The sequence below is a fragment of the Comamonas humi genome (genome assembly GCF_054782535.1).
On sequence record NZ_BAAGSH010000018.1, the window covers coordinates 148,825 to 162,977 of the forward strand.

The 14,153-nt window shown below is 66.9% G+C and carries 14 protein-coding genes; 3 read left to right on the plus strand and 11 right to left on the minus strand.

The annotated features are described in order from the left end of the window. The first annotated feature begins 42 nt into the window (after positions 1–42). The 3 genes from ACYVKR_RS18795 (at position 43) to ACYVKR_RS18805 (ending at position 2,924) form a co-directional block, all read left to right on the plus strand. On the plus strand, positions 43–1,035 hold the full coding sequence (locus ACYVKR_RS18795; RefSeq protein WP_460482482.1) for a Bug family tripartite tricarboxylate transporter substrate binding protein: 993 nt from the start codon (positions 43–45) through the stop codon (positions 1,033–1,035). A 99-nt stretch (positions 1,036–1,134) separates the two neighbouring features. After that, on the plus strand, positions 1,135–1,998 hold the full coding sequence (locus tag ACYVKR_RS18800) for an amidohydrolase family protein (RefSeq protein WP_460482483.1): 864 nt from the start codon (positions 1,135–1,137) through the stop codon (positions 1,996–1,998). Positions 1,999–2,009: 11 nt separating this feature from the next. Then, on the plus strand, positions 2,010–2,924 hold the full coding sequence (locus tag ACYVKR_RS18805) for an SMP-30/gluconolactonase/LRE family protein (protein ID WP_460482484.1): 915 nt from the start codon (positions 2,010–2,012) through the stop codon (positions 2,922–2,924). Between the two features lie 7 nt (positions 2,925–2,931). Here the strand turns inward: ACYVKR_RS18805 and ACYVKR_RS18810 are convergent, their stop codons facing one another. The 11 genes from ACYVKR_RS18810 to ACYVKR_RS18860 form a co-directional block, all read right to left on the minus strand. Next, the gene (locus ACYVKR_RS18810; RefSeq protein WP_460482485.1) at positions 2,932–3,243 is read right to left on the minus strand and encodes a putative quinol monooxygenase; all 312 of its coding nucleotides are present in this window, start codon (positions 3,241–3,243) and stop codon (positions 2,932–2,934) included. 92 nt (positions 3,244–3,335) lie between these two features. Further along, positions 3,336–3,965: a C40 family peptidase gene (locus ACYVKR_RS18815; RefSeq protein ID WP_460482486.1), complete on the minus strand. Its 630-nt coding sequence runs from the start codon at positions 3,963–3,965 to the stop codon at positions 3,336–3,338. A 61-nt stretch (positions 3,966–4,026) separates the two neighbouring features. Beyond that, positions 4,027–4,914: a 50S ribosomal protein L3 N(5)-glutamine methyltransferase gene (gene prmB, locus ACYVKR_RS18820; RefSeq protein ID WP_460482487.1), complete on the minus strand. Its 888-nt coding sequence runs from the start codon at positions 4,912–4,914 to the stop codon at positions 4,027–4,029. 42 nt (positions 4,915–4,956) lie between these two features. Further along, complete coding sequence (dapE, locus tag ACYVKR_RS18825) at positions 4,957–6,120, minus strand: succinyl-diaminopimelate desuccinylase (RefSeq protein WP_460482488.1); 1,164 nt, start codon at positions 6,118–6,120, stop codon at positions 4,957–4,959. A 98-nt stretch (positions 6,121–6,218) separates the two neighbouring features. Then, entirely contained in the window at positions 6,219–7,382 is a 1,164-nt protein-coding gene (locus tag ACYVKR_RS18830; RefSeq protein ID WP_460482489.1) for a PilT/PilU family type 4a pilus ATPase, read from the minus strand. Positions 7,383–7,520: 138 nt separating this feature from the next. Continuing rightward, positions 7,521–8,345 carry a 2,3,4,5-tetrahydropyridine-2,6-dicarboxylate N-succinyltransferase gene (dapD, locus tag ACYVKR_RS18835; RefSeq protein WP_460482490.1) on the minus strand — a complete coding sequence of 275 codons (825 nt, stop codon included), beginning with the start codon at positions 8,343–8,345 and terminating at the stop codon, positions 7,521–7,523. Positions 8,346–8,350: 5 nt separating this feature from the next. Further along, complete coding sequence (dapC, locus tag ACYVKR_RS18840; protein WP_460482491.1) at positions 8,351–9,559, minus strand: succinyldiaminopimelate transaminase; 1,209 nt, start codon at positions 9,557–9,559, stop codon at positions 8,351–8,353. A 59-nt stretch (positions 9,560–9,618) separates the two neighbouring features. Beyond that, positions 9,619–10,287, minus strand: a complete 669-nt coding sequence (locus tag ACYVKR_RS18845) for an RnfABCDGE type electron transport complex subunit B (protein ID WP_460482492.1) — start codon at positions 10,285–10,287, stop codon at positions 9,619–9,621. Beyond that, on the minus strand, positions 10,284–11,606 hold the full coding sequence (locus tag ACYVKR_RS18850; RefSeq protein ID WP_460482493.1) for a polyhydroxyalkanoate depolymerase: 1,323 nt from the start codon (positions 11,604–11,606) through the stop codon (positions 10,284–10,286). Before ACYVKR_RS18850 ends, ACYVKR_RS18845 begins: the two co-directional genes overlap by 4 nt. A gap of 236 nt (positions 11,607–11,842) precedes the next feature. Next, complete coding sequence (locus ACYVKR_RS18855) at positions 11,843–12,901, minus strand: GTP pyrophosphokinase (RefSeq protein WP_460482494.1); 1,059 nt, start codon at positions 12,899–12,901, stop codon at positions 11,843–11,845. Positions 12,902–12,914: 13 nt separating this feature from the next. Continuing rightward, on the minus strand, positions 12,915–13,985 hold the full coding sequence (locus ACYVKR_RS18860; protein ID WP_460482495.1) for an AI-2E family transporter: 1,071 nt from the start codon (positions 13,983–13,985) through the stop codon (positions 12,915–12,917). Between the last annotated feature and the right edge of the window lie 168 nt (positions 13,986–14,153).

The following is a 14,153-nucleotide window of genomic DNA, read 5'->3' on the forward strand; positions in this document are numbered from 1 at the left end:
CCTGCGCCATTCGCATGGATTGAGACTGCAAGGAGACTCCATATGTTCAAGCCAAATCAGCCTCTGGCGCTTGCTGGCAAAGCGCTGGCAGCTTCTCTTTTAGTAGCATCCGGCCTCTGCCTTGCGCAGCCGGGCGCCTATCCGTCCAGGCCGGTGCGGCTGGTGGTGGGCTTTGCGGCGGGCGGCCCCACCGACGTGGTGGCCCGCGCCTTTGCCGACCATGCGGGCCGCGCGCTGGGGCAGCCCTTCGTGGTCGAGAACAAGCCCGGCGCCAACACCATCCTGGCGGCGCAGGCCGTGGCCAGCGCGCCGGCCGACGGCTACACGCTGCTGTTCGGCGCCACCAACCACACGATGATCCCGGCGCTCTATGGCTCGCGGGTGAAGTTCGACGTCATCCAGTCCTTCCAGCCGCTGTGCACCGTGGCCACCAGCCCCACGGTGCTGGTGGTGGGGCCGGCGCTCCAGGTGCGCACGCTGGGCGACTACATGGCGCTGGCGCGCAAGGAGCCGGGCCGGGTGACGGTGGGCTCGCCCGGCGTGGGCAGCTCGGTCCACTTCGCGACCGAGATGTTCGCGCAGGCCAATGGGTTGCGCTTCAACCACGTCCCCTACAAGGGCGCATCGCCGGTGGTGACCGACCTGATGGGCGGGCAACTCGACAGCTCGTTCGCCACGCTGGGCTCGGTGCTGCCGCAGATCCAGAGCGGCAAGCTCACCGCGCTGGCGGTGGCCGCGCCCAGGCGCTCGGCACTGCTGCCGCAGGTGCCGACCTTTGCGCAGGCCGGCGGCGGCGATTTCTCGGCCGATGCCTGGTACGGCGTGCTGGCCCCCGCGGGCGTGCCCGCACCGGTGGTGCAGGCGCTGGAGGCCGTGGCCGCCGGCTTTGCCGGCAGCGCCGCCGCGGCCGACAAGCTGCGCGGCCTGGGCCTCGAAGCCGCACCGCGCTGCGGCGCGCCGTTCGCCGAACAGGTGCGCCGCGAAGTGGCCACCTATACCCGCATCGCGCGGGAGCTGGATATCAAGGCCGACTGAAAGGCTGCAATCTCTTGCCTGCAAGGATGAATCTTCCATGAACCGCATGTATTTCTCTCCAGCTTTGTGCGTGGCGGCGAAGGTCGCCGCGAACAAGCCATGACCAGCGCCGTGCCGCATTCCGCGGGCCTGAACCGGCCCGCGCAGACGCTGCCGCCGCTGGCCTGCGACAGCCACATGCACATCTTCGATGCGCGCTTCGCGCCGTCGCCGCACTGGACGCGCCAGCCGCCCGATGTGCCCGTGGCCGCCTACCGGCAACTGCAGCAGCGCCTGGGTACGCAGCGTGCGGTGGTGGTCACGCCGTCCACCTACGGCACCGACAATGCCTGCACGCTGGATGCGCTGGCGCAGCTGGGCGACGGCGCGCGCGGCGTGGCCGTGGTGGCCCAGGAGGTGGGCGACGCCGAGCTGGACCTGCTGGCGGCGCGCGGCGTGTGCGGGCTGCGCGTGAACTTCGTCAGCCCGCAGGCCTGGGGCCGGACCACGCAGCAGATGCTGACCACGCTGGCTGCCAAGGTGCAGCGCCTGGGCTGGCACATCCAGGTCTTCATGCACCCGGAGCAGCTGGTGCAGCTGGCCTCGGTGCTGGCCGCGCTGCCAGTGCCGCTGGTGATCGATCACCTGGGCCGCATCGATCCGGCCGAGGGCACGCGGGGCGCGGCCTATGATGCGCTGCGCCGGCTGCTCGACGGCGGCAACACCTGGGTCAAGCTCTCGGGCGCCTACATGCGCTCCACGGTGCATGGCCCGTCGTACGCCGATACGCTGCCGCTGGGTCGGGCGCTGGTGCGCGCCGCGCCCGAGCGGCTGGTGTGGGGCAGCGACTGGCCGCACACCACCGAGGCGCCCGGCAGCGTGAACGACGCCGATCTGGTCGATCTGCTGTGGGCCTGGGCCGGCACGCCGGCCACGCTGGAGCGCATCCTTGTCGACAACCCGGCGCACCTGTACGGTTTTTGAAGGAATCCGCCATGTTTCTGCTGCAAGCCCCCGAAGTCCGCGAACTGGATCTGTTCAGCGCGATGCCCGAAGACCTGCGCCGCCGCGAGCGCGGTGCCTGGGCCGATGCCAACCGCGGCGGCGTGGTGACCGATTCCTTTCTCGAAGGCCCGGTGTTCGACGAGGCCGGCAGCCTCTACGTGACCGACATCCCCTGGGGCCGCGTGCTGCGCATCGACCCGCAGGGGCGGTGGTCGCTGGTGGCTGAGTACGACGGCGAGCCCAACGGCATGAAGTTCCTCGACGCCGGCACGCTGCTCATCACCGACTACAAGAACGGCCTGGTGCGCCTGGATGTGGCCAGCGGGCAGGTCAGCCCCTACCTGGAGCGGCGCAACAGCGAGCGCTTCAAGGGCGTGAACGACCTGGTCTTCGACAGCCAGGGCAACCTGTATTTCACCGACCAGGGCCAGAGCGGGCTGCACGACCCGTCGGGGCGGCTGTACCGGCTGCGGCCGAACGGCCAGCTCGACCTGCTGCTGGCCAACGTGCCCAGCCCCAACGGCGTGGCGCTGTCGCCGGACGAGCGCGTGCTGTACCTGGCCGTGACGCGCGGCAACTGCGTCTGGCGCGTGCCGCTGCTGCCCGACGGCAGCGTATCGAAGGTGAGCCAGTTCTTCACGTCCTACGGCCCCAGCGGCCCGGACGGACTGGCGGTGGACGCGCAGGGCCGCTTGCTGGTCGCCAACCCGGGCCTGGGCCATGTGTGGGTGCTCAACAGCCGCGCCGAGCCGGTCCAGGTGCTGCGCGGCGTGCCCGGCAGCTCGCTCACCAACCTGGCCTTCGGCGGCGCGGACCGGCGCATGCTGTATGTGACCGACTCCACGCACGGCCGCATCCTGCGCGCCACGCTGGAGGCGCCGGGGCTGCCGCTGCAGCGGCCGTAGCGGGCGATCAGCCCGCAGGCTGCAGGATGTGGATGAGCCGCGAGGCCACCAGCGGCTTGGTCTGGGCGCCATAGGCCAGCATGTGCGGCGCGGCGGCATGGGCCTGCAGCGCGGCCATGCTTTCCCATTTCTCGATGACCATGAAGGTGTCCGCCCCGATGCTGCCCTTGGACGGCGGCAGGCCGTCGGCGTCGATGGCGGCGTTGTATTCGATGCAGCCGGCTTCGGCGAGCACGGCGGGGCGGTTGGCGGCAAAGGCCTCGAGCACGGCGGCGCGCTGGCCGGGCTGGGCGGTGATGATGGCGACGACCTGGATCATGGCGGAGGACAGCAGGGTGGGGACGGGGCCATTCTAGGAACGGGGCCGGGTCCGCGGCTGTCTCCGGGGCGCCAGGCGGGCGCCGGTGCGCCTCAGTGCAGGGCGCCGCTGGTGCTGAGCAGCAGGGTCAGCAGGTCGTCGGCCTTTTTCTCGTCGGTGCCCACCTTGGTGAGCTGCATCGCCAGTTCGGGCGAGCCTTCGACGCGGCGGGCGCCGTCGAAGCGGCGCTGCCAGTAGGAGATGGTCATGTCTTCGATGCGCACGCGGGCGCCGGTGCGCGGCGCGTGGATGAACTTGCCGTCGCCCATGTAGATGCCCACATGGCTGAAGGCGCGGCGCATGGTGTTGAAGAACACCAGGTCGCCGGGTTTGAGTTCGCTCTTGTCGATCTTCTCGGTGGCGGCGGCCTGCTCGTCGGCGCGGCGCGGCAGGATGGTGCCCCAGGCCTGGGCGTACAGCGCGCGCACCAGGCCGCTGCAGTCGAAGCCGGTCTCGGCGCTTTCACCGCCGTGGCGGTAGGGCACGCCGATGAAGTTCATGGCATTGGTGATCACCTGGGCGGTGTTGTCCTGCACGCTGTGGCGCATGTCGTCGAGCCGCGAAACAATGCCCCGGTGTTTGGGCGCGGACTCGTCCGCCACCGCAGTCGGTGCAATATTAGGAGCAGCCTGGGCACAGGCGGCGCCAGCCAGGATGATGGTGCAGAGCCATTTCGAAGACATAGCGCGCGACTTTAACATAGTTGACTTTTGGGATAGTTGCGAGCAAATGTAAGCAATATCTTCAAATGCGAGCCTCGCGCCAGGCCTGCAGCGCTTCGGCGGTGACGAGCAGCACCTGTTCGTCGCCGGCGCTGGTGTCGAGCCAGAAGACCGGCAGCGTGGGGAAGGCGGTGTCGAAAAATGGCTTTTCGTTACCAATTTCCAGCACTAGCACACCCTGCGGGCCGAGGCGCGCGGGCGCATCGGCGAGCAGCTGGCGGATGAAGTCCATGCCGTCGCTACCACCGGCCAGCGCCAGTTCGGGTTCGGCGCGGTACTCGGCCGGCAGGGCGGCCATGCTGTCGGCGTTCACGTAGGGCGGGTTGCACAGGATCAGGTCCCAGGGGCCGGGCACCGCGGCCAGGCCGTCGGATTCGACCAGCGCCACGCGCCCGCCCAGGCCGTGCTTGTCGACGTTGATGCGAGCCACGGCCAGCGCGTCGGGCGAGAGGTCGGCGCCCGTCACCTGCACGTCGGGATAGGCCATGGCCGCGAGGCAGGCCAGGCTGCCGTTGCCGGTGCACAGGTCGAGCACCTGGTGGGTCTGGTCGCTGAGCCATTCGTCGATGCTGCCGTCGGCCAGCAGTTCGGCGATCAGGCTGCGCGGCACGATGGAGCGCTCGTCGATATAGAAGGGCACGCCCTGCAGCCAGGCCTCGCGCGTGAGGTAGGCGGCGGGCTTGCGGCTGGCGATGCGCTCGGCGACCAAGGCGCGCACCTGCTCGGCATCGGCGTCGGTGACGGTCTGTGTGTCGAGGCTGTCCAGGTCGGTGTCCAGCGGCAGGCCCAGCTTCCACAGCACCAGCCAGGCGGCCTCGTCGTGGGCGTTGGTGGTGCCATGGCCGAAGTGCACGCCGGCGGCGGTGAGGGCTTCGGCGCTGCCAGCGATGAGTTCGTGCAGAGTGGGCATCAATAGATTGCTATTTAATTTATAGCTATTTGCGCTTGTTGATCAAGCGTTGGAGGCCGATTTGGCCAGATTTTCCAGCACGCGGCGGTAGATGTTCTTCAGCGGCTCGATGTCGGCTACGGCCACGTGCTCGTCGATCTTGTGGATGGTGGCGTTGGGCGGGCCCAGCTCGATGACCTGCGGACAGATGCGGGCCACGAAGCGGCCGTCGCTGGTGCCGCCGGTGGTGGACAGCTCGGTGGCGATGCCCACCTCGTCGTGGATGGCCTGCTGCACGGCGCTGACCAGGGTGCCGGGCGTGGTCAGGAAGGGCTGGCCGCCCACGGTCCACTGCAGCTCGTAGTCGAGGCCGTGGCGGTCGAGCACCTCGTGCACGCGGGCCTGCAGGCCCTCGGCGGTGGATTCGGTGCAGAAGCGGAAGTTGAACATCACCTGCACCTCGCCGGGGATGACGTTGGTGGCGCCGGTGCCGCCGTGCATGTTGCTGATCTGCCAGCTGGTGGGCGGGAAGAACTCGTTGCCGCGGTCCCATTCGGTGGCAGCCAGCTCGGCCAGCGCGGGCAGGGCCTGGTGGATGGGGTTGCGCGCCAGCTGCGGGTAGGCGATGTGGCCCTGCACGCCGCGCACGGTGAGCTTGCCGCCCATGGTGCCGCGGCGGCCGTTCTTGATCATGTCGCCGGTGCGCTGCACCGAGGTGGGCTCGCCGACGATGCAATAGTCGAGCGGCTCGCCGCGCTGCTCCAGCGCCTGCACGACGACGGTGGTGCCATCGACGGCCGGGCCTTCCTCGTCGCTGGTCAGCAGCAGGGCGATGTTCAGCGGCGCCTGGGGCTGGGCGGCGATGAATTCCTCGACCGCGACGACGAAGGCGGCGATCGAGGTCTTCATGTCGCTGGTGCCGCGGCCGTAGAGCTTGCCGTCCTTGTGCGTGGGCACGAAGGGCGGGCTGCTCCACTGCTCCAGCGGCCCGGTGGGCACCACGTCGGTGTGGCCGACGAAGACCAGGGTCTTGGCGCCGGCCGCGGCGGCGCTGCGCTTGGCCCAGAGGTTGCTCACGCGGAAATCGTCCGGGCCGCTGTCGATGCGCTCGCACACGAAGCCGCAGGGCGCGAGCAGCTCGGCGATCATCTCGAGGCAGCCTTCGTCGCTGGGGGTGATAGAGGGGCGGGAGATCAGTTGCTCGGTCAGTTGCAGGGTTCGGGACATGGCGGGCGGGCTCGCGGGCCGAAGAAGAGGGGCAGAAAAGGGGGCCAAAACCGCAAGGCGGCCGGTGGCCGCCTTGTCGAGGGAAGGAGTGTGCGATCTTACTGCGGGTTCACGTCGAGCACGATTTCGGTGAACGAAGGGCCGTCGTCGGCCGCGGCTTCGGCGGCGGCGACCTGGGCCTTCGCGGCCTTGGTAGCCATCTGGAAGTCGTTCTGCAGCCGCCAGGTGAGGTTGGTGGGCGAGTCGGCGTGGGCCAGGCCTTCCTGGCGGTCGATGGTGCCGGCCATGATGAGCTGGGCCAGCGACTGCTCGAAGGTGACCGAGCCGGGCGCCATGGACTTTTCCATGGCCTCGCGGATGCCGGTGAAGTCGCTCTTCTCGATCAGCTCGGACACCAGCGCGGTGTTGAGCATGACCTCGGCCGCCGCCGTGCGCTTGCCGGTGCGGGTCTTGACCAGGCGCTGCGAGATGATGGCCCGCATGGCCGCGGCCAGGTCGCCGAGCATGGTGGGGCGCACCTCGACGGGGTAGAAGCTCAGGATGCGGTTGAGCGCGTGGTAGCTGTTGTTGCCATGCAGCGTGGCCAGGCACAGGTGGCCGGACTGGGCGTAGGCGATGGCGGCCGACATGGTCTCGCGGTCGCGGATCTCTCCGATCAGGATCACGTCGGGCGCCTGGCGCAGCGCGTTCTTCAGCGCAACCTGCAGCGATTGGGTGTCGCTGCCCACCTCGCGCTGGTTGACGATGGAGCGCCGGTTGGCGAACTGGTACTCGATCGGGTCTTCCACCGTGAGGATGTGGCCTGCCTGGTGCGTGTTGCGGTGGTCGATCATCGCCGCCAGCGAAGTGGACTTGCCCGAGCCGGTGGCGCCCACCAGCAGCACCAGCCCGCGCTTGGCCATGACGAGTTCGCTGAACACCTCGGGCAGCGCCAGGCTCTGCAGCGTGGGCACGTCCTGCGGCACGAAGCGGATCACCACCGCGTACGAGCCGCGCTGGCGCATGGCGCTGACGCGGAAGCGCCCGACGCCGGCCAGCGGCACGGCGAGGTTCAGCTCGCCAGTCTCCTCCAGCTCTTCCATGCGCTCGGGCGAGACGATCTCGGACAGCAGGGTGCGGGGGGCGTCGGGCGACAGCGTCTGCTGGTTCAGCGGAATGCAGTCGCCCTGGATCTTGACCAGCGCCGGCGCGTTGGCCGACAGGTAGACGTCCGACGCCTTCTGCTCGGCCATCAGCCGCAGGATTCTTTCCATCGTGCCCATAAGCTCCCTCCCTAGCTCTGACTACAAATAAATATAGCTGCTAGCGCTGGTTCTATAAGGGTTTCAATATATTTTCTATTTGAAACCCTTGCCAGTTGTGCGCTAGCAGCTATGGTTTTACGCTTGCCGCGTCGATGCTCAGTCGCGCAGCAGGTCGTTGATGCTGGTCTTGGCGCGGGTTTCCGGCGTGACCTGCTTGACGATCACCGCGCAGTACAGGCTGTGGCTGCCGTCCTTGGAGGGCAGCGAGCCGCTGACCACCACCGAGCCGGCCGGAATGCGGCCGTAGGTGATCTCGCCCGTCATGCGGTTGTAGATCTTGGTGCTCTGGCTGATGTACACGCCCATGGAGATCACCGAGTTTTCCTCGACGATCACGCCCTCGACCACTTCGGAGCGTGCGCCGACGAAGCAGTTGTCCTCGATGATGGTCGGGTTGGCTTGCAGCGGCTCCAGCACGCCGCCGATGCCCACGCCGCCAGAGAGGTGCACGTTGGCGCCGATCTGCGCGCACGAGCCCACGGTGGCCCAGGTGTCGACCATGGTGTTCTCGCCAACGTAGGCACCGATGTTCACATAGCTGGGCATCAGCACCGCGCCCTTGGCGACGAAGCTGCCGCGGCGCGCCACGGCGGGCGGCACCACGCGCACGCCGGTGGCGGCGATGTCGGCCTCGCTCATGCCGGCGAACTTGGTCGGCACCTTGTCGAAGAAGTTCAGGTCGCCGGATTGCACCACGGCGTTGTCCTTCAGGCGGAAGGACAGCAGCACGGCCTTCTTGAGCCACTGGTGCACCGTCCACTGGCCCACGCCCTCGCGGGTGGCCACGCGCAGCGCGCCGGTGTTCAGGCCATCGATCACATGGTCGACCGCATCCACGACCTCCTTGGGAGCGGAAGAGGGCGACAGCGAGGCACGGTTGTCCCAGGCGGATTCGATGATGGTTTGCAGTTGTTGGCTCATGTCTACTAGTTTTTCCACGATTGAATGAATTGCACGATGCGCTGCGCGGCTTCCAGGCATTCGGCCGTCTCCGCCACCAGCGCCATCCGTACCCGGCCCGCGCCGGGATTGGCGCCATGGGCGTCGCGTGCCAGATAGCTGCCCGGCAGCACCGTGACATTGTATTGGGCGTACAGCTCGCGGGCGAACTCGGCGTCGCTCAGGCCCATCTGCGGCGGCACGCCGGCCCACAGGTAGAAGCTGGCGTCGGGCAGGCGCACGTCCATCACGCTGGCCAAGAGCGGCGTGACTTCGGCGAACTTCTGCCGGTACATCTCGCGGTTGGCCTGCACGTGCTCCTCGTCGCCCCAGGCGGCGATGCTGGCCGTCTGCACCGACGGGCTCATCGCGCTGCCGTGGTAGGTGCGATACACCAGGAAGGACTGGATCAGCTTCGCATCGCCGGCCACGAAGCCGCTGCGCAGGCCCGGCACGTTGCTGCGCTTGCTGAGGCTGGTGAAGGCCATCAGGTTGCGGAAATCGCTGCGGCCGAGCTGGTGCGCGGCCTCCAGGCCGCCCAGCGGCGGCTCTTCGCGGAAGTAGATCTCGCTGTAGCACTCGTCCGAGGCGATCACGAAGCCGTAGCGGTCCGACAGCTCGAACAGCTTCTTCCATTCGGCCAGCGGCATCACCGCGCCGGTGGGGTTGCCGGGCGAGCACACGAAGATCAGCTGCGTGCGCTGCCACACGGATTCGGGCACGCTGTCCCAGTCCACCGCGAAGTTCTTCTCGGGCACGCTGGGTGCGTAGTACGGCGTGGCGCCAGCCAGCAGGGCCGCGCCTTCGTAGATCTGGTAGAACGGGTTCGGGCAGATCACCGTGGGCTCGGCGCGCGTGGGGTCGATCACCGTCTGCGTGAAGGCGAACAGCGCCTCGCGCGAGCCGTTGACCGGCAGCGTCTGCTGCTGGGCATCGACCGGTATGCCGTAGCGCCTGGTCAGCCACTGGCCAAAGGCCTCGCGCAGCGCCGGCACGCCAGCGGTGGCCGGGTAGCTGGCCAGGCCGGTCGACAGGCTGTCCGCCAGCGCCTGCTGGATGAACGGCGGCGTGGGGTGGCGTGGCTCGCCGATCCCCAGGCTGATGGGCCGGTGGGCGGCGGACGGCGTGGCGCCCGCGAACAGCTGGCGCAGCCGCTCGAAGGGGTAGGGCTGCAGTTTGTGGAGCAAGGGATTCATAGCCGGACGATTATCGTCCAAGCCGGCCGGCGTCGGGTGCTGCCGGGTTGCCGGGGCGACTAGGCGCCGCCGCTGCGCTGGCGTGCCTTGGCCAGGATCGCGGCCAGGGCGACCTGCTTGGCGCTGCCGGCATCGGCTGGCGGGGCCACGGCGGCAGGCGCCGGTGCGGGCGCAGCGGGCTTGGCCGCCGGCTGCAGCCGCGCCTGGTGGCGCTGGTAGCGCGCGCGGGCCTCGGCGGCCTGTGCGGGCGACCAGGCGGCCCAGCCGGTAGCGTCGCCGCTCACCGGCTCCAGCACGATGCAGTCGACCGGGCAGACCGGGATGCACAGCTCGCAGCCGGTGCAGGCCGCATCGATCACCGTGTGCATGAGCTTGTTCGCGCCCAGGATGGCATCGGTGGGGCAGGCCTTGATGCACAGCGTGCAGCCAATGCACCAGTCCTCGTCGATGCGGGCCAGCAGGCGCGGGCCTTCCGCGCCGTGCACCGGGTTGAGCGCGATTTCTGGCTGGCCGGTGAGGGCGGCGAGGCGGCGCACGCCTTCCTGCCCGCCCGGCGGGCACTGGTTGATGGCAGCCTGGCCGGTGGCAATGGCCTCGGCATAGGCGTGGCAGTCGGGATAGCCGCAGCGCGTGCATTGCGTCTGCGGCAGCGCCGCATCGATGGCTGCGGCAGAAATGAAAACAGCCAGCGGCTGGGCTGGCTGTGGTGCGGGGGAGGGTGAACTCACGCTACATGCAGATTCTTCAGTTCAGGCTGGCTGGATTGTACCGGCACGGCCTGCTGGTCCACATTGTTGGCCAGGATGAACTCCTTGAGCTGCGGGTACACCATCTTGCGCCAGCGGCTGCCGCTGAAGATGCCATAGTGCCCGGCGCCCGTGACTTCGAGGTGGCGCTTCTCGCCGGTGATGCCGGTGCACAGGTCGTGCGCCGCCCGGGTCTGGCCGGAGCCGGAGATGTCGTCCAGCTCGCCTTCCACCGTCAGTAGCGCGGTGCCGGTGATGTCCTGCGGCTTGACCAGTTCCGGCTGGCCTTCGGGCGAGCGGATCTGCCAGGTGCCGTTGACCAGCGAGAAGTCCTGGAACACGGTCTTGATGGTCTCGAGGTAGTAGTCGGCGTCCATGTCGAGCACGGCGTTGTACTCGTCGTAGAAACGGCGGTGGTGCTCAGCGCTCTCGCCGTCGCCCTTGAGCAGGCTCTTGAAGTAGTCGTAGTGGCTGCTGGCATGGCGGTCAGGGTTCATCGCCACGAAGCCCGAATGCTGCAGGAAGCCGGGATAGACACGGCGGCCCGCACCGGGGAAGTTGGTGGGCACCGGGTAGATCACGTTGTTCTCGAACCAGCGGATGTCGTGGTTGGTCGCGAGGTTGTTCACGGCCGTGGGCGACTTACGGGCATCGATGGGGCCGCCCATCATGGTCATCGACAGCGGCGTCTTCTCGCCACGGCTGGCCATCAGCGACACGGCAGCCAGCACCGGCACGGTGGGCTGGCACACGCTGACCACGTGGCAGTTGCCGTACTTGGACTGCACGTAGCGGATGAACTCCTGCACGTAGTTGACGTAGTCGTCGAGGTGGAAGCTGCCTTCGGCCTGCGGCACGAGGCGGGCATTGACCCAGTCGGTGATGTAGACGCGGTGGTCGGTCAGCATGGTGCGCACGGTCTCGCGCAGCAGCGTGGCGTAGTGGCCCGACAGCGGCGCCACGATCAGTACGGCGGGCTGGTTCTTGAGCGCAGTCAGGGTCTGCGGATCGTCGGAATAGCGCTTGAAGCGGCGCAGCTCGCAGAAGGGCTTGGAGGCTTCGACCCGTTCGTGGACGGCGATCTCGTGGCCGTTGGATTCGACGGTGTTGATGTTGAAGCGGGGCTTCTCGTAGTCCTTGCCCAAGCGGTACATCAGGTCGAAGCCGGCGGAGACGCGCTGCGTCATGGTGTTCTGGCTAACGGGCCACAACGGGTTGTTGAGCATCTTGGCGGTGGCGTGCGCGTATTCGGCGAACGGCTCCAGCAGTGCACGTTGGGTTTCGTAAATTTGGTACAGCATTGAAACTCCCGTATGTTGCGGTGCAATGTAGCACCAAGACTTGACAGGCTGTGTAAACAATCCGCTGGTGGAAGTACTAGGGGGACCGGTGCAATGGAGGCCACCGGATCTGGATTGATATTATAAATTTGATAGCGTCACAGTGTTGTCATCTGTGGCTTTTCCGCCATCCACCTCGGCAGCACCGCACAAGGGCGGCCCGCTGCGGCGGATGAGGCGCCCCTAGGGTAAGCCAGTTAAGGACTTTCACCAGTACGGCCCGCCTGGCGCAGCCATTCGTCGAAGGCTTCGCGGGCCGAATTGCGCAGCACCTTGCGAAAGCGCTGCTGGTCTTCGAGGTACAGGCAGTGCCGCATCACGGTGAAGGGGTTGAAGCTGCTACTCGGGTACAGGTGCTGGAAATGAGCCTTGTAATGCCGCGCTGTGGACAGGTGCTTCTGCACCACGGTAAACAGCACCGAGGCCCGATCCATGGCGAAGTCCTGCGTCATCTCGTCCACGAAGAACTCGACCTTCTGTGGCTGGAACTCGTAGCCCGGGAAGTGCTTCTGCCCGAAGCCGACCAGGCGGAAGGCCGTCAGCCGGTCCAGTTCCTCGGAATGGGCCGCCACGTCTTCCGGCGCCTCGGTCTGCCCCAGCGACAGCGCGAGGTTGGTCTCGTTGCGGATCTGCAGGAATTCCCGATCAGCCAACTCAAACAATGCCGACAGGATGTTGATCCGGCGCTTCAGGTTGGTGGGAATGGATTTCTTGTACTTGATCTGGTGGTCGAGCTCGCTCCAGGAGTCCTGGATGATGGTGCGGATCTGCAATTCGAAGGCCTGCGAGGCATAGGCCTGGTGCTGCGGCGCCTGCATCTGCGTGGAATTCAGGCGCAGATCCATATGGATGCCCTTGTAGCCGAATTCCGATTCGGTATCTTCCATCGGCGCGGTTTTGTCGGTGATCTCGATCACGTCGAAATACTCGCGCACGGCCTGCATGATGATCGGCGGCTCGTCCTCGTACAGGCAGACCACGCGCACGCCCACCAGGTCGCTGATGTAATCCTTGATGGCGTAGCTTTGCTGCTCCTCGTCCAGCGCATTGCGGTATTTGCGCTTGAACTTGCGTATGCATTCGTCCGCGTTTTTGACCCGCCATTCGATTTTGGCGATATTGACGGCAGGCAGCGTCGCCAATATCGACGACAGCAGATTGCCATAGGCCTCGGCGGCCGCATCCAGGCAGCTCAGCCGGTCTTCGTAATAGGCGAGAAATTCACGGCGGTGATTCTCGAAATCGGGGTAGGGCATAAGAACACCGGAATCAGGAGGCGGAATGGTCTTCGATATGCGCGTCCGGCGCAAAGATATCCCAGGCGGCGACGAACAGCGCCGCGATCAGCGGGCCGATCACGAAGCCCGTCAGCCCGAACAGCGACAGGCCGCCCAGGGTGGAGATCAGGATGACATAGTCGGGCAGCTTGGTGTCCTTGCCCACCAGCAGCGGGCGTAGCACGTTGTCCACCATGCCCATGATGCCGGCGCCGTAGCCCGCCAGCACCACGCCCTGCACAACAGAGCCGGTGGCGAAGAAGTAGATGGCCACCGGAGCCCAGATGATGGCGGCGCCGACGGCGGGCAGCAGCGACAGGAAGGCCATCACCACGCCCCACAGCAGCGGGCCCTGGATGTCGAGGATCCAGAAGATGATGCCGCCCAGGGCGCCCTGCGTGGCGGCGACGGCCAGGTTGCCCTTGACCGTGGCACGCACCACGGTCACGAACTTGCGGCCCAGCTTGCGCTTGTGGTCGATATCCAGCGGCGTGGCGTTGACGATTTTCTGCGTCAGGCTGGAGCCGTCGCGCAAGAAGAAGAACAGCAGGTACAGCGCAATACAGAAACTGACCAGAAAACCCACGGTGTTCTGGCCGATGGCCAATGCCTTGGTCGCGACAAACTGGCTGATCTGCACCGCCAGGCCGGAAATCTTTTCCTGGATGGTCTTGGCATCGGCGAGCTGGAATTTCTGCAGCAGGTCGAGCACCCACTGGGGCAGGCTGGCATAGATCTGCTGGAAATACTGGCCGAAATTCAGCTGCCCCGACGAAACCCGGTCGTAAATGGCCGCCGCCTCCTTGGTGAGCGAGATGAAAATCAGGGTCAACGGCAGAATGACCAGTACCAGGCACAGCGCCAGGGTAATGAGGCTGGCGATGGTCGGATAACGGGGCAGGCGCCGGGCAATCCTTTTGTGCAGCGGCATGAAGACCACCGCCAATATCACGCTCCACAGTACCGCCCCCTGGAAGGGCCAGAGCACGGCCAGGAAGGCCAGCGTCACCAGGATGAGCAAAAGAATGAAGGCCCTGTCTTGCAAGGTTTGGGTTTTGAGCATGAAGCAATGCGGAGAGCGTACGATGCCGCCACTGTATCGGAGCGCCATGGCGGCACCGGAAAATCTATGCATGGCGTGTGGCGCAACGATGGCATGCCGCGACAGGGGCCGGCAGAAGTGGCACAATAGCCGCCGTTCGGCCCTTCCCAGCCACAGTCGCATCCGCCA

Excerpts from the sequence above, each read along its gene's own strand:
- ACYVKR_RS18795 (WP_460482482.1), top strand. The coding sequence starts at position 43 with ATGTTCAAGCCAAATCAGCCTCTGGCGCTTGCTGGCAAAGCGCTGGCA.
- ACYVKR_RS18800 (WP_460482483.1), top strand. The coding sequence starts at position 1,135 with ATGACCAGCGCCGTGCCGCATTCCGCGGGCCTGAACCGGCCCGCGCAG.
- ACYVKR_RS18805 (WP_460482484.1), top strand. The coding sequence starts at position 2,010 with ATGTTTCTGCTGCAAGCCCCCGAAGTCCGCGAACTGGATCTGTTCAGC.
- ACYVKR_RS18810 (WP_460482485.1), bottom strand. The coding sequence starts at position 3,243 with ATGATCCAGGTCGTCGCCATCATCACCGCCCAGCCCGGCCAGCGCGCC.
- ACYVKR_RS18815 (WP_460482486.1), bottom strand. The coding sequence starts at position 3,965 with ATGTCTTCGAAATGGCTCTGCACCATCATCCTGGCTGGCGCCGCCTGT.
- prmB (WP_460482487.1), bottom strand. The coding sequence starts at position 4,914 with ATGCCCACTCTGCACGAACTCATCGCTGGCAGCGCCGAAGCCCTCACC.
- dapE (WP_460482488.1), bottom strand. The coding sequence starts at position 6,120 with ATGTCCCGAACCCTGCAACTGACCGAGCAACTGATCTCCCGCCCCTCT.
- ACYVKR_RS18830 (WP_460482489.1), bottom strand. The coding sequence starts at position 7,382 with ATGGGCACGATGGAAAGAATCCTGCGGCTGATGGCCGAGCAGAAGGCG.
- dapD (WP_460482490.1), bottom strand. The coding sequence starts at position 8,345 with ATGAGCCAACAACTGCAAACCATCATCGAATCCGCCTGGGACAACCGT.
- dapC (WP_460482491.1), bottom strand. The coding sequence starts at position 9,559 with ATGAATCCCTTGCTCCACAAACTGCAGCCCTACCCCTTCGAGCGGCTG.
- ACYVKR_RS18850 (WP_460482493.1), bottom strand. The coding sequence starts at position 11,606 with ATGCTGTACCAAATTTACGAAACCCAACGTGCACTGCTGGAGCCGTTC.
- ACYVKR_RS18855 (WP_460482494.1), bottom strand. The coding sequence starts at position 12,901 with ATGCCCTACCCCGATTTCGAGAATCACCGCCGTGAATTTCTCGCCTAT.
- ACYVKR_RS18860 (WP_460482495.1), bottom strand. The coding sequence starts at position 13,985 with ATGCTCAAAACCCAAACCTTGCAAGACAGGGCCTTCATTCTTTTGCTC.